Genomic DNA, 18,650 nt, shown 5'->3' with positions numbered 1-18,650 from the left:
CTTTTAATATTTATAGTTGGGCATGTCTTTCTTTTAAAAGTACATCTATTAACGAAATAAACGCTTCTAAAATATTTAGTGAGTATTGAATCATTTCCTCTAAGTTTTTGATTGACAGTTCATTCACTAATTTTTGTGCAGCTATATGTACCAATTCATGAGGTTGTTCTATATGAAGATATTCCGGTAAATTCCGATATTCCTCAAAATGGCCATAATACCATTCCCCAAACTTACATTGATGATGGGTTTTTATAATTTCTTTATGGCCAGCCTTTTGTATAGCATTTCTTAAAAAGCTCGCATGGTCCATTAACCTTGCTGCCAATTGGCTAACTACCGTTTGCTCTTTAGGCTTACGGATTGTAGGGGCAATAGCTTTTAACATTTCAGACACTTGATTTTGTATTATATCCGAGAAGTCACTAGTATGCGATAATTCCGTCGTTGTTTCTGCTAAACGTCCTACAGCTATTACATTTTCTTCTGATGCGACTGTTATTTGATCAATGCCATGTGCCGCTTCTTCAATATTTTTACTTGTTACAGTCAAATTAGTAATATTGTTCTTCATGATACTTAAAAAGTCCGTTAAATAATGTTCGACTTCTTTAATATTTGTTATTGTATTATGTAATTTCTTATCAATGACTGATCGAATCTTCGTCATTTCTTGCAATGAACCTTTCGAGCTGTTGGCTAACTTCCCTACCTCCATCGCAACAACATTAAATCCTTTTCCATGCTCACCAGCACGTGCAGCTTCTATAGAGGCATTTAAGGATAGTAGTTGTGTTTGATCAGCAATCCCAGTTACACCTTTACCGATATCATCCATTTTAGTTATTTCATTATACAACTGCTCTGTTGAATGAGCTCCTTTAGACAACAACTCCTGAACCAGTTCACCTTTTGTAATGGACGATTCCATTTCCTCTACAAGGAGTAATGAATGCTGTTTAATTTCTTGAATGTTTGCATTAACATTTTGCTCAACTGCAAGTATCTCTTCTGTATTTGACGACATTTCTTCACTCATTGCTGAAATATCCCCTACACTTGTTGAGACATTTTGAACCTTTAAAGCCGTTTGAAAATTAATTAACTCCATATGCGCTAGTACAAAGTCTAAAATTGCATTTTTAACATCAATACTGTCGTGCTCAAGTTCTAATTCCAGAATTCGCTTTTTTAATATTTGTATTTCTAAATCGTTGTGTTGCTCAACGCTTTCATCCACTGGCTTTTGAAATAAACCGAATAACACCATATTAACTCCCACCCTCCACTTGGAAAAACATGTCACATTTATTATATAACAATAAAATTGGATAAAGTATGAAATTAGTGTAAACAAAAAAAGGATGTGCCATTTAATGACACATCCTATTCATATTATATGTAAAGCGCTTAATCTAAATTAAATTCGTCATGTAATGCATTTGCTGCGCGAACCATCTCGTCCTGAGGAACAACGACAGACACTTTTATTTCAGAAGTACTTACCATTTTTACAGGGATGCCTTCACGACGTAAACGATCAAACATACGGGCAGCCACTCCCGGGTTAGATGCCATTCCTGAGCCAATAATAGAGACTTTCGCTAAACCGATTTCAAAATCAGCAAAACTAAACCCTAGTGATACTTTACTATCTTCTAGGACACGTAATGCATCAGCGAACTCCTCTTTTAAAATTGTAAATGATACAGTCGGCTTTAAACCATCAATTATTGCTTGTACGATTATATCAACGTTTATGCGATTTTCTGCAAGTATTGTGAAAATATCTGCTAACGAAGCATTAGAATAAGCATCATACCCTACCGTTAAGCGAATAACGTCTGACTCATAGGCAACACCTCGTACAATTAAATTTTTCTCCATTTCAACTTCCTCCTTCAATAAAGTACCTTCTATATCTTTTTCGCTTGACCGAATGGTAACTGGGATTTGAAACTTCTTTGCTATTTCTACAGCCCGTGGGTGTAAAATTTGTGATCCTAAGTTTGATAGCTCTAGCATTTCATCATAGGAAATTTCTTTTAACTTTTGTGCCCTAGCAATCTGACTTGGATCAGCTGTATAGACTCCATCCACATTCGTATAAATATCTACGTGCTCTGCCTCTAATGCTGCAGCAATTGCTAAAGCCGTCGTCTCCGCACCACCTTTACCAAGCGTCGTAATATTTCGCGAAGTATCGATCCCCTGTTCCCCTGCAACGACAACGATTTTCCCCTGAGTAAAATGCTCTTCTATTCGAATAGCTTCTATCTCATCAATTCGTGCATTGCCATACACCGCATCGGTTTGAATACCTGCCTGCCAACCTGTTAATGACACTGCATCATAACCTTCTTCCTGCAAAGCAATTGCCACTAATGCACTTGATAGTTGTGAGCTTGTTGACAATAGTGCGTCTAGTTCACGTTTAGACACATTGTCTGATAGATTACAAGCCATCTTTGCTAATTCTTTGGACGTCCCTCTCATTGCTGTAGTGACAACGACAATATCAAAACCACTATCCTTTTCTGCAATCCCTTTTTTGCAACATCTTGAATGTGTTCAGTTGATGCTAATGCAGCACCACCAAATTTCATCACAATTCTCTCCATCCTTTTCATTCTCCTTCGTATTTAATCATTTCGCTGATTATAAAGTAGCTATAATTTTGCAGCTTTTCATAAAAAAAACATCGTAAAAGCAAATAACACCCTTCAACTTTTAGGTAAGAGTAACAGCCTTGAATAAATGTTGTTTCGAGAAATCTAAAAAGGCAGCTCTCACATAACGTGAAAGCTGCCTATAACATGTACAATAAAAGTAACTTGCGCATGTGTGATAGCTCTCCGAAACGTTTAGAATCGACAGTCTTACATCTTTTAAATGTAAAACCAGCACAGCATCGGAAACAACGATGCTCCACTTCGGCAAGTTCCCCTTTCATACATTTTCACTGGACTTGTTCATCCTCGTATGTACTACTCTTGAACCTTGCACCTCTATCATCACTAAATAGTGATTGTATTTAATTGAATCTTAGCGAAGAAATTTCCATTTTAATAAGTAGAAACTACTTAAAAACTAAGATGCTGTATATGACATTGCTATATTGAATAGCTATGTTATATACAAACCTTAGCATACGTCTAATCCTTTGACAATGGCTCTTGTTTAAAATCAATTTCGCCTTGGCGTAATTGTAACTGTCGCTTTGCTTTCGCTACAGATAAACATTGGGTCTGGATTTTGAATTGTGCCCATGCCTGCAGATGTTTTTTGTGCGAAAGCGCAGTGCTAACGTAGCGACAGCAACATGCTTTTGTCTGTGCGAAAGCGTAGCGACAGCAACATGTTTTTGTCTGTGCGAAAGCGAAGCGACAGCAACAACAAGAGGGCCGACACGATGTCGGTCATTTCGGTAATGCCACAAGACGTGGCGTTCTTAGACTGAGTTCCTCTATTTTAGCAAATCTCTTTTGTACCGAAAGCGTAGCGGCAGATGCAGGTGTTTGGACTACCGAAAAGGAATTCCATTTACATTCATTTCACTTACCCTTCAGAGGTAGTGTTTTCTGCTGAATGAAAATAAGTATAGATATTGCTAGCTAGACTGGCTGGCAACCCTGCTTCCTGTAATGCTTGCACACTTGCCTCACGAATTTTTTTGACAGAGCCAAAATGCTTAAGTAATTGCTGTTTTCGCTTTGGACCAACTCCCTCTATTTGGTCGAGGACAGATTGTATAGCATGCTTCTCGTGCTGCTGTCGTAAGAAAGTAATAGCAAAGCGGTGTACTTCGTCTTGAATTCGTTGCAGTAAATAGAAGCCATCGCTTGTGCGCTTTAATGCAATTACTTCAGGTGGATCACCAAATAGAAGCTGAGACGTATTATGCTTGTCATCTTTTGCTAATCCGGCAATTGGAATAACAAGGCCGAGCTCATCCTCTAATACTTCCCGCGCGACTTCCATTTGCCCCTTCCCGCCATCAATTAGTACTAAATCTGGTAAAGGTAGACCTTCCTTTAATACTCGTGTATAGCGACGACGGATCACTTCCTGCATTGCCCCGTAATCATCGTGCTTGGCAGCTGTACGTGTTTTGTATTTTCGATAATCCTTCTTTGCAGGTTTACCATCGATAAATACAACCATTGCAGATACAGCATCTGTTCCATGCATATGACTATTATCGAAAGCTTCGATCCGTAAGGGCACAGAAATGCCCATAGCTTCACCGAGCGCCTCACATGCTCCTATTGTACGTTCTTCCTGTCGTTCAATAAGCTGGAACTTCGCTGCTACAGCAATTTCAGCATTTTTAATCGCTAAATCAACAAGCTCTTTTTTTTGCCCACGTTTTGGTGTTAGTACCTTCACTTCTAATAATTCCGTTAAAATATCCGCATCAATAGATTGTGGGATAAAAATCTCTTTAGGCTTAATATGCTCTAGCTTTTCATAAAATCGCCCAACGAACGTTAAAAACTCCTCTTCTGCATCTTGATAAATCGGAAATATCGAGACATCTCGCTCAATGAGCTTTCCTTGACGGACAAAGAAAACTTGCACACACATCCAGCCTTTCTCGACTGCATAGCCAAATACATCGCGGTTAGTTGTATCACTTGATACGATTTTTTGCTTTTGCATGACTGTATCAATATGTGCAATTTGATCGCGAAATTCCTTCGCACGCTCAAACTCTAAATTTTCTGCGGCCGCTAGCATCTTTACCTCTAGCTCTTTTTTAACTTCTTCAACCCCACCATTTAAAAATTTTGTCATATCTTCAATCATATCGTTGTAAGTGTCAACATTAATCTCTTTCACACAAGGAGCTAGACATTGCCCCATGTGATAATACAAACAAACCTTTGAAGGAAGTTGTACACATTTTCGAAGAGGATATAAACGATCTAGCAGCTTTTTCGTCTCACTTGCTGCATACGCATTTGGATATGGACCAAAATATTTTGCCTTATCCTTTTTCACTTTTCGTGTTGTAATAAGTCGTGGATGTTTTTCATTTGTAATTTTTAAATACGGATATGTTTTATCATCCGTCAACATAACATTGTATTTCGGGTCATGTAGTTTTATAAGATTAAGCTCTAAAATTAATGCTTCAATATTGGAGGATGTCACAATATACTCAAAATCTTCTATTTCACTTACAAGTCTCTGAGTTTTTCCTTCATGCGTACCAGTAAAATACGAGCGTACTCGATTTTTCAGCACTTTTGCTTTCCCGACATAAATAATAGTACCTTGTCGATCTTTCATCAAATAGCAGCCAGGCTGATCTGGTAAAATTTCAAGCTTTCGTTTAATTAAATCATTCATCGCCTACCTGCCCTCCTTTTTGTTAAAACTAGCGTTCGTTCCTTTTTATAGAGCTTTGCACACAACATTGCCCTATCCATAGCTCTCTCTTTATTATATAACGAAAAAAAGCCAAGCACATCTATTGATGGCTCGACTCTTTTTTTCTAATAGATTAAGCGTGTTTTGCGATAAATGCTTCTAACGCTTCTTTTGGTTGGAAACCAACAGTTTTGTCTACTAATTCACCGTCTTTGAAAAGTAGTAAAGATGGGATAGACATAATTTGGTATTGCGCTGCAGTACCTTGGTTGTTATCTACATCTACTTTTACAATTTTAGCCGCACTACCTGCAGCATCCATTTCTTCAAGAACTGGTCCAATCATTTTACAAGGTCCGCACCAAGCAGCCCAAAAGTCTACTAGTACTAACCCTTCTTTAATATCATCTTGGAAAGTTGCATCTGTTGCATGTACAATTGCCATTTGAAATCCTCCTTAAACTTACTATGTTTGTAGTATAGCATGGATAAATTCTCTTGAGCGAACAATCTGCCTAGTATGCATAATTTATGAAAATTCAGGTCGATTTAGGCATTAAGTTCATTTTTAGTGTTTCCTAATTTTCTTGAAAACGACCTTTAAAGACATAGGTTAACGTAATAAAAAGATAAATAGCTAAAGTAATACCTGTTACGATAATAGACGTTGTAAAAATAATACCAATTAGGATTGCGCTTAACGCAATAATAGCTATCCAAGTTGTGTAAGGGAACCATTTTACTGCATAGGTACTTGTTTTTTCTGACTGTTTTTTACGCGATTTCAGATGTGCAATCGCAATAATTAGCCAAATAAATAGCACAGTATATCCAAGTGAACCCATTAGGAAATCAAAAGTTCTGCTTCCCGCAAATAAAGAAAATATTACAGCTATATATAAAGCGAAGGTACACATTAATATGGCATATACCGGAACTTTTCGTTTTGATAAATATGCAAAGATTTTAGGAACACGCCCGTCTACAGCTTGTGTATACAGAACTCGCGATGAACCATAAAGCCCTGAGTTCATTGACGAAATAATTGCGAGTATAACAACAGCATTCATAATATGGTCAGCACCAGGAATCCCAACCATTTTAAAGACCATCACAAACGGACTTTCCGGCACCCCATTTACTTCATTCCAAGGAATCAAGCTAACGATAATAAAGAAAGGAACTAAATAAAAAGTTACAATACGTACTAATGTACTACGAACAGCTTTTGGCACTACTTTTTCAGGATTCTTCGTTTCAGCTAATGTAATACCAATAATTTCAGTACCACCATAAGAGTAAATAACTACAAGCATTGCAGAAATCAATCCCATTGATCCGTTCGGGAAGAAACCACCATGTTCCGTTAAATTAGAAAAACCAACAGCTGTATGATTACCAAAAGTAACAAGCAATAAAATTAATCCCGCTATAATGAACACCACAATAACGGTAATTTTAATTAACGCCAGCCAATATTCAGTTTCAGCAAAGACTTTCACTGATAACAAGTTTACGGCTGTAACTAACACTGAAACAGATAATGCAAGTATCCAAATCGGGTAATCTGGCAACCAATATTGAATAAAAATGGCCGCAACTATAGATTCTGCAGCAATATTCAACACCCACATTTTCCAATAAATCCAATCTAGGAAATAAGCTGGATACTTTCCTAAAACGGCTTGCACTAGATCTCTAAATGTTCTGGCTTCGCTATTACGGACTGCCATTTCTGCTAAACCTTGCATAACAAACAGCAGGATTATCCCACCAATTAAGTACGCAATAAGTACTGATGGCCCTGCCATATCAATAGCTGCACTACTTCCTTTAAATAACCCTGCACCAATGGCACCACCTAAAGCCATCATCGTAATATGCCGTGAGGTCATCGTTCTTTTTAATTTCTGATTGCCATTTTCCATTTCCTTACCTCCTAAAATCAACAAATGCGCTAAAGCGCTCGTTTACATCCGACAAGCGTTGGAGAGCCCGAAGCAAAAGTAAACGTTCCTCCACTTTTGCCCAAGGGGTCGAAGCGACCTCGAGGATGTAGCGCTTTAGCCTAGACGAAAAAAAGGCATATCGTCTGTTCCTTCATTAACAAATGAAAGAAGAGACGATATGCCATAAGCAAACCGCGGTACCACTCTAATTGGTTCTTTTAGAACCCTACTTAAAAACCTAGTAACGAAGGTTAACCGTTCAACAAATGGAATATTATGAAAATTCCATTTGTTTTACCGCTCATAGGCAAGTTCAAAGTCTTATTGGACTGCGTTGCACCAACCCGCAGCTCTCTTCACCAAATAATGGGCTTTTACTACTCCTAATCTTTGCGTTTCTTTTTTGAAGAAATAAAAATCAATTATGCCTCGGCATAATTGCGTCTGGAATCAGCTTTGTGCTTGCACAAAGAACTCCTTCCTGATTCCGTGACATCCGCCGGAGGCTTTAACTTATTTCAGTAGTGTTTGATCCGCTGAAATAAGTTAATTTAATATTCATCACTATACGTTCAAAAATTAATTATGTCAACATTTTATTTTGCAATAACTTTAAAAAGTCAAAAAATTCAACAAAAAAAGCAGGGAAGATACATCCTCCCTGCACATTTATTATGCGTTCACTTTTAACGCTTTAAATTCTTCGATTAGAAGAGGCACTACTTCAAATAAATCGCCTACGATACCGTAGTCCGCAACTTTGAAAATATTTGCCTCTGGATCCTTATTAATCGCAACAATTACTTTTGAATTTGACATTCCCGCTAAGTGCTGAATTGCTCCAGAAATACCCGCTGCAATGTAAAGATCCGGTGTTACTACCTTACCTGTTTGACCAATTTGAAGTGAGTAGTCACAATATTCAGCATCACATGCACCACGTGAAGCTCCAACTGCACCTCCAAGTAAATCTGCTAGCTCTTTTAATGGTTCAAAGCCATCCTCTGACTTTACGCCACGACCACCTGCTACAACTACTTTTGCCTCTGAAAGATCGACACCCTCTGAAGATTTACGTACAACCTCTTTAATAATTGTTCGAAGGTTTGTAATATCTACAGTAAGAGAAGTGATGTCACCAGATTTTCCTGCTACTTTTTCTAACGGCGCAATATTATTTGGACGAACTGAAGCTAAAACTAAGCCGTCTTTTACTTTCACTTTTTCAAAAGCTTTACCAGAGTAAATTGGACGGATGAATACAACATCATCACCAGCACCTTCCATAGACGTTACATCAGATACAAGACCTGCTTGTAATTTACTTGCAATTTTTGGTGATAAATCTTTACCGTTTGCAGTATGACCAAACACGATACCTGTTGGCTTTTCTTCCTCAATTACAGCTAATAAAGCTTGGCCATAGCCATCAGACGTATATTGTTTTAAATGTGGATGCTCTACCGTTACAACACGGTCAGCACCATATTCAAATAATGGACCCGTTAAACCTGCTACAGCATCTCCTAAAAGAACACCAACAACCTCACCGCCATCAGCGATTTGCTTTGCAGCCGCAATTGCTTCGAAAGAAACATTACGTAAGCTTCCTTCACGAACTTCACCTAATACTAATACTTTTTTTGACATAGTATATTCCCTCCGTTACCCTTTAAGATTCGATTTGTGTCATCAGATGACTTAAACTACTTTTGCCTCTGTATGAAGTAGGTTTACTAGCTCTTTTACTTGAGCAGAAAGTTCGCCCTCAAGAATACGACCTGCAGCCTTTTGAGCTGGTAAGAAAATATCAACTGTTTCTACCTTAACTTCTACATCATCTTCATCGATATCTAAATCATCTAACTCAAGTTCTGCAAGCGGTTTCTTCTTCGCTTTCATGATCCCTGGTAAAGATGGGTAACGTGGCTCGTTTAAACCTTGCTGAGCTGTTACTAAAAGTGGTAAAGATGTCTCGATTACTTCTGAGTCACCTTCAATATCACGTACAATTTTCGCAGATGTTCCATCAATTTCAAGCTTTGTAATTGTTGTAACATAGTTAATGCCTAGTAAATCTGCAACACGAGGTCCTACTTGACCAGAGCCTCCGTCAATTGCAACGTTTCCTGATAAAATTAAATCAGCGTCTTTATCTTTTAAATATTCAGCTAAAATATATGCTGCTGCATTTTGATCCAATTCATCTAGATCGTCTTCTGTATTAATCAGAACCGCTTCATCAGCCCCCATTGCAAGTGCTGTGCGTAATTGCTTCTCTGCATCTTCGCCACCAATTGAAACAACTGTTACTTTACCGCCTGCAGCATCTCGTACTTGAATAGCTTCTTCAATGGCATATTCATCGTAAGGATTGATGATGAATTCTGCGCCATCCTCTTGGATTTTACCACCCGACACAACGATTTTTTCTTCTGTATCAAACGTACGTTTAATTAATGCAAAAATGTTCATATATCCATACCCCCTGAAACGATTTTTATTTCTAAGTAAACTTATAAATATTATATATTTTCAGTGTCGATAACGTCGATAACACTCTTTCAAGTCGCTATCGACACTGATGGAATATTATTTACCAGTAAACACAGGCTCGCGTTTTGCAATAAATGCTTGAATTCCCTCTTTTGCATCTTCTGAAACGAATACTGTACCAAAGGATTTTGCTTCCGCCTCAATCCCTTCATAGAATGAAGCATGCTTTGCATATTGCAATGTTTGAATAGCAGCTTTTAAAGCTACCGGACTCTTCTTCGCAATTTTCTTTGCTACCTTTAACGTTTCTTCTAGTAATGCTTCATCTGTAAATGCACGATTTGCTAAACCCCATTGTACAGCTTCTGTACCAGAAATCGGCTCACTTGTGAACATCATTTCTGCAGCTTTTGCAACTCCTACATATCGTGGTAGACGTTGTGTACCCCCAAAACCTGGAATAAGACCTAATTGTAATTCAGGTAGTCCTAATTTCGCAGATTCTGTCACAAAGCGCAGATGACAACTCATCGCTAATTCTAAGCCCCCGCCTAGTGCAGCACCATGAATTGCAGCAATAATAGGTTTAGAGAACGTTTCAACTCGCTCAAAAACTTGTTGACCATTGCTCGCTAGCTTTGAAAATTCATCACCAGAAACAACCTCTGTAAACTCTTTAATGTCTGCACCTGCTGAAAAGAAACGACCTTCGCCATGAAGTACAAGGACACGTACAGTGTCATCATTTTCTACTTCATCTAGCACAGCATTTACTTCGGAGATGATTCCACGAGATAATGCATTTGCTGGTGGGCGTGCAATTGTAATAATCGCTACTCCATCCTCTGCTTTCCAACTTAGAAATTCCATTTCTCCACATCCTTATCAATTTTGCCTTGGCATAATTGCGTCTGGAATCGGCTTTGTGCTTAGGCCTGCGTGATGCAGGTCAGTTAGCCGTTATCGCATGGATGCGATGATCTTAGGCTAACATCCTATGTAGAACTCCTTTCCGATTCCATGACATCCGCCGGAGGCTTTGGGCCAACATGACGTTGGTCACTCAGTCGATGCCACAGGACGTGGCGTTCTTAGACTGAGTTCCGCTATTTCAGCGGGCGTTTGGACACCAGCTGACAAATAGCTTAAATTCGCATTCATCTCTCCACCTATTGAGGTGGGAGACTTCTGCTGAAAGAAGTTAAGCTTTAATACCGTTCAAGATTAATGCCTGAACTTTCGGAACCTGTTCTATCAAATCATATCGATATTCATTCATAACCCACGACGTAATAGTTTCGTCAATGGTTCCAAACACCATTTGACGCGCCAAGCGCACATCCATCGTTTGATTGAACTCACCTGACAGCATACCTTCGATTAAAATTTGATCCAGTAATTTTAAATACTCTCTTAACACCGAATTAATCTTTAGTCGTAAATCTTTATTCGATTGTCGTAGTTCCAATTGTGTGACGGTTGCTAGGTATCGATCTGTCGCTAGAACATTAAAATGATTTGCGATCATTCGTGAAAGTTTGTCCTTAGACGTACTTCCATTTTCTATTATATCTTGTAATGACTCTACAAAAACAGCCATTTTTTCATTAAAGACAGAAATTAATATATCTTCTTTATTTTTAAAATATAAATAGATTGTTCCATCGGCCACCCCTGCCTGTTTAGCAATCTTCGATACTTGTGCTTGGTGATACCCATTTTCTGCAATAACGACGACAGCTGCATCAATAATTTGCTTATATTTTGGCTTATCACGTTTCACCTTTATATCACCACCTAAAAAAACTTGCACACGTCCCATTCATGCTAATGTATTGCGAAGGATGTGACGTGGTAACCTAAAAAAATATGAAAATATGAATGGTCATTCATTCATATTTTCATATTATAATTTACAACTTTGCTTGTCAATACTTTACCACGTATTTATTTTGCTTCTTTATTCACCAATTTTGTTTTTTCCTCGTCTACTAACGAGCGACGCAAAATTTTCCCAACAGCCGTTTTCGGTAGCTCATCTCTAAACTCATAATAGCGCGGAACTTTGAAAGCGGCTAAGTTTTGACGGCAATATTTATTTAATTCTTCTTCCGTAATCGAATATCCTTCTTTTATAACAATATAAGCTTTTACTGTTTCTCCACGATACGGGTCTGGTATGCCCGCAACTACACATTCTTGGATTTCCTCTCGTTCATATAATACTTCCTCTACCTCACGAGGGTAAATATTAAAACCACCTGCGATAATGATATCTTTTTTACGGTCAACTACATAGAAATACCCTTCTTCGTCCATATAGCCTAAATCGCCTGTTAAAAACCAGCCATCTACGAACGACGCTGCTGTATCTTCAGGACGATTCCAATAACCTTTCATAACCTGTGGACCCTTTACAGCTATTTCTCCTACCTCACCGACTGGAAGCACCTCTGTATCCCCTGTACGTAAAATTACTGAATCCGTATTTGGCCAAGGTAAACCAATTGAGCCCATGACACGCTTACCCCAAATAGGTGTAGCATGTGTGACAGGAGAAGTTTCTGTTAAACCATATCCTTCTACAAGCTTCCCCCCTGTAGCCGCTTCAAATTTCTCCTGCACTTCTACTGGCAATGAAGCAGAACCACTTAAGCATGCTTTTATAGATGATAAGTCATACTTTGCAATATCCGGGTGATTTAATAGACCAATATATAAGGTCGGTGCACCTGGGAAAAGAGTCGGTTTTTGCTTATCTATCGTTTTCAACGCCGTCTCTGCATCAAACTTTGGTAATAAAACCATTCTATTTTGCGTGAAAACGGATAATAACATAACAGTAGTCATACCATAGACATGGAAGAATGGTAGGATGCCCATAATGGTTTCCTCTCCATGTATACATTTATACATCCATGCATCACACATCGTTGCATTAGCAATTAAGTTTTTGTGGGTTAGCATCACACCCTTAGGAAAGCCAGTCGTTCCTCCTGTATATTGAAGCAGTGCAATGTCCTCTTCAAAATCAAATGGAATATCAATCATTTTGATGGGAGCGGAGCGCATAATTTCTGTGAATAAATGATTTTGACCACTATGTTCAACCTTGACACTAAAACCGTACTGCTTTTTTTGAATATATGGATATACCAAATTTTTAGGAAATGGCAAATAATCTTTAATAGCTGTGACAATTACATTTTCAAGCGCAGTTTCTTTGATAATTTTCATAACACGCGGATACAAAATATCCATCAATAAAATTACTTTCGCACCTGAATCAGCCATTTGATATTGAAGTTCACGCTCAGTATAAAGTGGATTTGTTTGTACGACAATCGCTCCAGCATACATTGCCCCGTAGTAAGCGATTACACTTTGTGGTGAGTTTGGTAGCATAATCGCTACTCGATCTCCCTTTTCCACCCCAAGGGCTTGTAAATAGTTTGCGAACCTAAGCGCTGACTCATATAACTCAGTATACGTCAAATCCTTTCCCATAAAATGAATCGCAACTTTGGATGGATTCTTTTTATAGGCGCGTGTCAAAAACTCTTGCACAGGAATTTCCTCAAACGTTAAAGACGATGGTACTTCTTCAGGATAATTTGATAGCCATGGTTTTGTTGTCATACGTCCTCTCCCCTTTGCCCCAAACTTTGTAAACTCTTATTTTAATTATAATGAAAAAGAAATACTCTTTCAAACATAAAATAGAAAATAAATGCATTTACGATTAATTATTATGCATTTAACAACATTTATATAACTGTGTTTCTTAGGGTTTTGGATCGATAGGCCATGTGAATACTCATTCATTCTTTCTTTTTTTATGCATTAGAATGAGTTAGTATTTCTATATTCCAAAAATATTTTTTAATGATAACTTTTTAGATAGATGAAGGAATATTAATAGGTTTTAGTAGTATTTTGTGATGAGGTTGATGATGGAACTTTTGATTTTTTCGAGGTAGCGTAGTTTTTTATTCTACTGGAGCGAATACACTTAACCTGAGCAGTTCCCTCTTTACCTGATCAGTTTTGAGTGCTACCCGAGCAGTTTCTCTCTCTACCTAATCAGTTTTGACACTACCCAACAGCTTTCGAAACTTCAGGAGCTAATTTCACCTGCATCATTGCCTATCTTCAAATAATAAACGGTTTGATTATTGTGCCCCTCCTTTTTATTGGAATATTCTTGTACTATTCTTTTCGCAAGATGTCGATTTGATAATTCTAAAAAATAACGAGCAGTTTGTGTATTAATTTTCTCATCGATTAATACACAGTAGTCTTGCAATGCTTGATCAGCCGCGGTTTTATCATATATCTTACACTTCGGGCAAAACCAACTTTGTTTTTGCCGGATTAATTTGAATTGATAACAATGTCTGCAAAATATACCTTTTTTAATAGCTTTGGGATCAATATTATAATGGATACATAGTGGGGTAGTCTGAAAAACTCGATGATGCTTAAGTAAAAGGTTGGCTATTTTTGATGTTGGAATCTTATTTTTTGACTTACTATTATTTATATGTTGTCTAAGAAAATATGTTAATTCACGCCTCATTAAAACTGGATACTTACCTTTTTCGTAGTAAACTTCGGCATTATTAAAGGGGAAAACTATGATACCGAATATTTCTGCTTGCAAATTTAGCTGTTTGAAAAATTCACTTAAGCCAAAAATGTATTCATCGAGTTGAATTTCTGGGTGATTGAAAATATGTTTATCTCCATTCTCTAAAACACGGACCATTTGCCTTGGGCTACGCTTCAATTCTATATTACCTCGTATATTTTTGCTTTCAATTATAACAACAGCATACGGAGTAATAACTACGACATCAAGTTGAATAGGAACAGGTTCAAATAAAGTAATATTATGTAAAATATAGATTTCAACGCTCCGAGATAGCTTTTGTAATTCTCTTATAATGCTTTGCTCTCCAAAATCACCTGCTTCTAACTGCTGTAAATCTTGAGAAATTTTTATATGAAGCGGATGACTCGAATCCAATCGATGAACCAACGCACGTAATCCAGTTATCATTGCTGCTTGCTCAAATGGTTTTAATAACATGAAATACTCCCTTCTTTTTGCCTTGAATATAGCAAGTATTTCTACCTTTGCATATAGCTTTTTTTAAAATAAAAATTTAAGCGATTAAATGTAAGCGATATTTTATATTTAAGAAAATTTGTGGATACCTAGATTTTTACTGCCTGAGCGTTACACTTCTGAGTGATTCCATACTTTACTGACTCGATACAACCTGAGTGGTTTTCTATACTACCCGATCATTTTTCTCGCTACCTGATCAGTTTTCGGAGTTACCCGATCACTTTTCTCGATACCTGATCAGTTTTAAGAGTTACCCGATCACTTTTCTCGCTACCTGATCAGTTTTCGGAGTTACCCGATCACTTTTCTCGATACCTGATCAGTTTTCGGAGTTACCCGATCACTTTTTCCCGCTACCTGATCAGTTTTCGGAAATACCCGATCACTTTTCTCGCTACCTGATCAGTTTTCGGAGCTACCCGATCACTTTTCTCGCTACCTGTTCAGTTTTAAGAGTTACCCGATCACTTTTCTCGCTACCTGATCAGTTTTAAGAGTTACCCGATCACTTTTCTCTCTACCTGATCAGTTTTAAGAGTTACCCGATCACTTTTCTCTCTACCTGATCAGTTTTAAGAGTTACCCGATCACTTTTCTCGATACCTGATCAGTTTTAAGAGTTACCCGATCACTTTTCTCGCTACCTGATCAGTTTTCGGAGTTACCCGATCACTTTCACTATCTACCTGTTCAGTTTTCAGAGATACCCGATCAATTTCCCCCGCCCCCGCTACCCGAGCAGCTCTTCTCTTTCCCCATTAAAAAACGCATCCTCATAAAAGGATGCGTTTTTTGTTTAAACGGTCATCATATAATAGACACCAACTGCCAAAAATGCGATGCAGACAACGATTAGTACTTTTGCTAATTTTTCCATGTCATTACACTCCTATGCAATACTTGCCCCAATAACAAACGATAGACCGACTGAAATGGTAAAGGAAATGAAGCCGACTGAGCGATTGTCATTTGCGATTTCTTGATCGACATTAAAACGCGGTGTCATAAATTCAAATAAGAAATATGCCACAATTAGTAATGTAAAACCGAAAAGGCCCCAGCCAATCATTTCACTTAAAGTACTATGGCGCGCAATGGAAAAGCGAAAGATATTACAGATCCCTAGTATTTTACCACCTGTTGCGAGTGCCACAGCAATATTACCTTTTTTAATTTCTTCCCAATTTTTATATTTCGTAACGACTTCGAACAATGCCATCGAGACGACTAAACACAATACGACAACACTAAAATATCCTGCCGTTTCGATAATTGGATATCGCCAAAAGCTAGAATTCAGCATTTTCTCCGTCCCCTTTACAGCTTATTTCAATTCTACAACTGTGACGCCTAAGCCCCCCTCGCCGGCTTCACCAAAACGGAAGGATTTTACACGCTTATGCTTTTTCAAATAGCTTTGAATTCCTTGACGTAGTGCACCTGTACCTACACCATGAATAATTGATACACGACCATAGTTAGCAAGCAAGGCATCATCAATATATTTTTCTGTACGTAAAATGGCATCTTCATATCGTTCGCCGCGTAAATCTAATTCTAATTTTACATGGTTGCTACGATTTTTCACACCAGCCATACGTTGCACAGGTTCTTTTTCTGGTTTAATGTACTCTAGATCACTATCGGCGATTTTCATTTTCAAAATACCCATTTGGACAACCCATTCGGAATTCGATACTCTTTCGAGCAATGTTCCCCGTTGTCCATAGCTTAACACCTTTACCTCGTCCCCGACAACTAAGTTTTGTGCACGGGCCTTTACTTGTGCTGCTTTTTTCAACACTTTGTTGTTTTCAAGCGGTGTAGCTACTTCCAATCGTTTACGAGCTTCGATGAGTTCATGCTCCTTAACAACTTGGTCTGCATTTTTGCGCATTTCTCGAAGCTCCGCAATAATTGATTCTGCTTCCCTTTTTGCTTCATCAACAATTTTCCGCGCTTTTTCTTTTGCTTTTTTATCGAGTGCCTCTTTGCGGTCTTCGTAAGCTTGTAGTTTTCCTTGTAGCTCTTTGCGTAAGGCTTCAGATTCTATCATTAATTCATGAGAGCGTTCTGCATCATCTTCTGATTGGCGACGAGTTTCTTCAAGTGAAGCAATCATGGACTCCACCTCATGACGATCTGTACCTGTAAAGCTTTTCGCACGGTCAATAATCGACTCAGGTAAGCCTAGACGACTTGAAATTTCAAATGCATTGGAGCGACCTGGTACTCCGATTAGTAGACGATATGTTGGGCTCAATGTCTCGATATCGAATTCCACACTCGCATTAGCAACTCCTGGACGATTATAGCCGTATGCTTTTAGCTCAGGATAGTGCGTCGTTGCCATCACGCGGGCACCACGACCATGTACTTCATCTAAGATGGAGATGGCTAGTGCTGCCCCCTCCTGAGGATCTGTACCGGCACCTAATTCATCAAATAGTACGAGTGATTCGTCATCAAACTTTTGTAAGATATCTACAATGTTGACCATATGAGAAGAGAATGTTGACAGTGATTGCTCAATTGACTGTTCATCTCCAATATCCGCGAAAAGCTGTTTGAAAACAGCAAGTTCAGAACCATCAAGTGCAGGCACTGGTAATCCAGCCTGTGCCATTAATGTACACAATCCAACTGTTTTTAAAGTGACGGTTTTACCACCCGTGTTTGGTCCTGTAATGACAATTGCCGTTATATCTTTCCCGAATTCAATATCGTTAGCAACGGCCGTTTCAATCGGTAATAGCGGATGACGTGCACGCACAAGTCGAATGTAGCCATCGTTATTCATTTTAGGCATTGTACATTTGTTCGCTTGACCGTACTTGCCTTTAGCTAAAATGACGTCAATCTCGCCTAGTACTTTTACTAAGTTAAATAGATCTGGAGCTACTTCCTCTACCATCGCACTTAATGCAAGTAAGATGCGTTCAACTTCAGCTTGCTCTTTCATTTTTAATCGGTGAATTTCATTATTCGCTTGAACAACTGAATCTGGCTCGATAAATAATGTTTGACCAGAAGATGATTGATCATGCACAATTCCACCATAATGATGACGGTATTCTTGCTTAACAGGGATAACGAAGCGATCATTTCGAATCGTTACAATTGTATCTGAGAGCATTTTTGAAGCATTGCTCCCGCGTGTAAGGCTTTCCAGCTTAGATCGTACTTTAGCTTCCTCAGCGCGCAAAGATTGGCGAATGGATCGCAACGTTTGGCTTGCAGAGTCTAGCACTGAGCCGTTTTCATCAATACAGTTATTAATTTCATGCTGCAAGCCCGTCAAAACAGGCATTGCTTCCTTTTTGGCGATGAAATGAGGAATATCAATCGCTTCTTCTGATTCTATATCTTCAATAAAATTACGAAGAATTCTACTAGCTCGAATCGTACTTGATACTTCCATTAATTCCATCGCTGAAAGCATGCCCCCGATTTGTGCACGCCTTGCAGCTGGTCGTACATCAAAAATCCCACCCATTGGTACATTGCCTTTAACACGTAAAATGGATAGTCCTTCATCCATTTCTTCTAATAATTGTACAACCTTTTCATAGTCTGTCTGTGGTACAAGTTCATCAACGGCAGATTTACCGATTGAAGAAGTACAGTATGTAGCCACTTGCTGACGTACTTTATCATATTCTAGTGTTTTCAATGCGCGTTCTGCAATCACTGAG

12 protein-coding genes, 1 pseudogene, 1 riboswitch and 1 other annotated feature are annotated in these 18,650 nt (G+C 38.4%); all 13 genes and pseudogenes read right to left on the bottom strand.

The window, feature by feature from the left end; genetic code table 11:
- Positions 1–10 precede the first annotated feature (10 nt).
- The 13 genes and pseudogenes from ABE34_RS23005 to ABE34_RS22945 all read right to left on the bottom strand — a co-directional run bounded on the left by ABE34_RS23005 (position 11) and on the right by ABE34_RS22945 (position 18,646).
- On the bottom strand, positions 11–1,270 hold the full coding sequence (locus ABE34_RS23005) for a methyl-accepting chemotaxis protein (protein ID WP_197144749.1): 1,260 nt from the start codon (positions 1,268–1,270) through the stop codon (positions 11–13).
- A 140-nt stretch (positions 1,271–1,410) separates the two neighbouring features.
- Positions 1,411–2,621 (bottom strand): annotated as a pseudogene (locus ABE34_RS23000) (aspartate kinase).
- 219 nt (positions 2,622–2,840) lie between these two features.
- Positions 2,841–3,019: riboswitch (Lysine riboswitch) on the bottom strand.
- Between the two features lie 539 nt (positions 3,020–3,558).
- A complete protein-coding gene (gene uvrC / locus ABE34_RS22995) occupies positions 3,559–5,355 on the bottom strand; it encodes an excinuclease ABC subunit UvrC (RefSeq protein ID WP_197144748.1) in 1,797 nt (598 codons plus the stop codon).
- A gap of 154 nt (positions 5,356–5,509) precedes the next feature.
- Positions 5,510–5,821, bottom strand: coding sequence for a thioredoxin (gene trxA, locus ABE34_RS22990; RefSeq protein WP_004226420.1), 312 nt, complete (start codon positions 5,819–5,821; stop codon positions 5,510–5,512).
- A 133-nt stretch (positions 5,822–5,954) separates the two neighbouring features.
- The gene (locus ABE34_RS22985; protein WP_197144747.1) at positions 5,955–7,304 is read right to left on the bottom strand and encodes an amino acid permease; all 1,350 of its coding nucleotides are present in this window, start codon (positions 7,302–7,304) and stop codon (positions 5,955–5,957) included.
- A 187-nt stretch (positions 7,305–7,491) separates the two neighbouring features.
- Positions 7,492–7,725: a binding site (T-box leader), on the bottom strand.
- Positions 7,726–7,997: 272 nt separating this feature from the next.
- Complete coding sequence (locus ABE34_RS22980) at positions 7,998–8,975, bottom strand: electron transfer flavoprotein subunit alpha/FixB family protein (protein WP_197144746.1); 978 nt, start codon at positions 8,973–8,975, stop codon at positions 7,998–8,000.
- 51 nt (positions 8,976–9,026) lie between these two features.
- Positions 9,027–9,800: an electron transfer flavoprotein subunit beta/FixA family protein gene (locus ABE34_RS22975; protein ID WP_197144745.1), complete on the bottom strand. Its 774-nt coding sequence runs from the start codon at positions 9,798–9,800 to the stop codon at positions 9,027–9,029.
- A 117-nt stretch (positions 9,801–9,917) separates the two neighbouring features.
- Positions 9,918–10,691: an enoyl-CoA hydratase gene (locus tag ABE34_RS22970; RefSeq protein WP_197144744.1), complete on the bottom strand. Its 774-nt coding sequence runs from the start codon at positions 10,689–10,691 to the stop codon at positions 9,918–9,920.
- A gap of 331 nt (positions 10,692–11,022) precedes the next feature.
- On the bottom strand, positions 11,023–11,604 hold the full coding sequence (locus ABE34_RS22965; protein WP_197144865.1) for a TetR/AcrR family transcriptional regulator C-terminal domain-containing protein: 582 nt from the start codon (positions 11,602–11,604) through the stop codon (positions 11,023–11,025).
- 164 nt (positions 11,605–11,768) lie between these two features.
- Positions 11,769–13,460 carry an AMP-binding protein gene (locus ABE34_RS22960; protein ID WP_197144743.1) on the bottom strand — a complete coding sequence of 564 codons (1,692 nt, stop codon included), beginning with the start codon at positions 13,458–13,460 and terminating at the stop codon, positions 11,769–11,771.
- A gap of 478 nt (positions 13,461–13,938) precedes the next feature.
- Positions 13,939–14,913, bottom strand: a complete 975-nt coding sequence (locus tag ABE34_RS22955; protein WP_197144742.1) for a nuclease-related domain-containing protein — start codon at positions 14,911–14,913, stop codon at positions 13,939–13,941.
- A 931-nt stretch (positions 14,914–15,844) separates the two neighbouring features.
- A complete protein-coding gene (locus tag ABE34_RS22950; protein WP_197144741.1) occupies positions 15,845–16,258 on the bottom strand; it encodes a DUF350 domain-containing protein in 414 nt (137 codons plus the stop codon).
- Between the two features lie 21 nt (positions 16,259–16,279).
- The gene (locus ABE34_RS22945; protein ID WP_197144740.1) at positions 16,280–18,646 is read right to left on the bottom strand and encodes an endonuclease MutS2; all 2,367 of its coding nucleotides are present in this window, start codon (positions 18,644–18,646) and stop codon (positions 16,280–16,282) included.
- Positions 18,647–18,650: the final 4 nt, after the last annotated feature.

The organism is Lysinibacillus sphaericus (genome assembly GCF_015844675.1).
GTDB lineage: Bacteria > Bacillota > Bacilli > Bacillales_A > Planococcaceae > Lysinibacillus > Lysinibacillus sphaericus_E.
This window is presented reverse-complemented; position numbering and strand designations above follow the sequence as displayed.